The sequence below is a fragment of the Microbulbifer aestuariivivens genome, assembly GCF_039545115.1.
Taxonomy (GTDB): Bacteria; Pseudomonadota; Gammaproteobacteria; order Pseudomonadales; family Cellvibrionaceae; genus Microbulbifer; species Microbulbifer aestuariivivens.
On sequence record NZ_BAABRT010000060.1, the window covers coordinates 1 to 1,325 of the forward strand.

General features: G+C 48.7%; 1 protein-coding gene. It reads left to right on the top strand.

What is annotated here, in order from left to right:
• Positions 1-218: 218 nt before the first annotated feature.
• Positions 219-749: a hypothetical protein gene (locus ABEA58_RS14320; protein WP_345552594.1), complete on the top strand. Its 531-nt coding sequence runs from the start codon at positions 219-221 to the stop codon at positions 747-749.
• The last annotated feature ends 576 nt before the right edge of the window (positions 750-1,325 follow it).

Here is a 1,325-nt window from a genome sequence, read left to right on the forward strand (position 1 = left end):
TGGGGGAGATGCGGTATTCTTCCCTCGTTTTAATCGGGTAGTGGCCAGCCAAGCCGTGGCTGGCAGCGTGCCGGTAGCGGGTTCTCAGTGCGGCACCTATAACCAAGCTAGGCAGGATCGCCCAGCCAGTGGCTGGGCTGGACAGCCTACGCTGCGCTCCGGCTGCCCCTGCTAGCGGCGTTAGGCAATGTCTAACCCCAAGGAGATATGCATATAAAATGGAAATCTACTATCGCAAAGCTCGGTGGCTTGGGTTCATTTTTATCATTCCTGCTTTTTGGCTTTCTTTATCCGTGACTGGATACAGCTCAATAAGTATTAAAGGTTCAGAAGCAATTGCTGCATATGCAGTGATTGGCTTATGTTTCCTTATTGCGCTACAGTGCTTTATGGGTAGTACACGCTTTTACTTTGACAATAAAGCTAAAGCTGGAATACAAGTAAGGAAACATTTTTATGGTGAGAAAATTGTTTACTTTCCATACTCTAATATTACAGGCATAACTATTCTGTGCTATAGGCGTGTGGATACAGGCATAACTAGATACTGCGTAGGTATATCTGAAAGTGCAAAGATATTTGGTCAAAATGCAGTTAAATTCATAGAATTGCGTTCGTTCGGTGGAACCGAAGATGATCGTTCAAATGCACGAGAATTCGCAAAACAAATTGGTTCGTATACAAAGTTAAGCCTAACTGATAACTCAGATATTATTCGGGCAGAAGCGGGACCTTCTGATCATGCCTAACAAACCCACCAGCCGCACCGTAGTTACAAAAAACGCTACTAGGGCTGGACTAGTTCCGCGATTTTCCAGTCGCCGGTTGTGGTGGCATTATGTTTCCGGTCGTTCATAAGCCTGGTCAGTTCCAGTATGTATTTTTTGCACTGGTTTAGCGTCCAGCATTGCGCAGCTCGGTCGTTCTGCATCCCGGCAGTTTCGTTCCTAAAGCGTTCTCACTGGCTCGGTAGAGCTGGCTAGTCCACTGCAGTATCGTGGAGTGCCAATAAGGTAATAATTTAGTGAGGGAAGTACGGTATTCTTCCCTCGCAATATTGTCCGCTGGCCAGCCAATCCGTGGCTGGCAAAGTGCTAGTAGTTGGTGCTGAGCGCGCCAGCCATAACCAAGCTAGGCAGGATCGCCCAGCCGATGGCTGGGCTGGACAGCCTACGCTGCGCTTCGGCTGCCCCTGCTAGCGGCGTTATGTTGCCGGTCGGTAAAAATTATCGTCGGTGCCTGCGGGTAATTTTTCGCACTGGTTTAGCGTCCGGCATTGAGCAGCTTTGCCATTCCGGGATCAAGCAGTTTCGCTTCTAGAGCGT

Coding starts and splice junctions, on each gene's coding strand:
- ABEA58_RS14320 (WP_345552594.1), top strand. CDS start 219: ATGGAAATCTACTATCGCAAAGCTCGGTGGCTTGGGTTCATTTTTATC.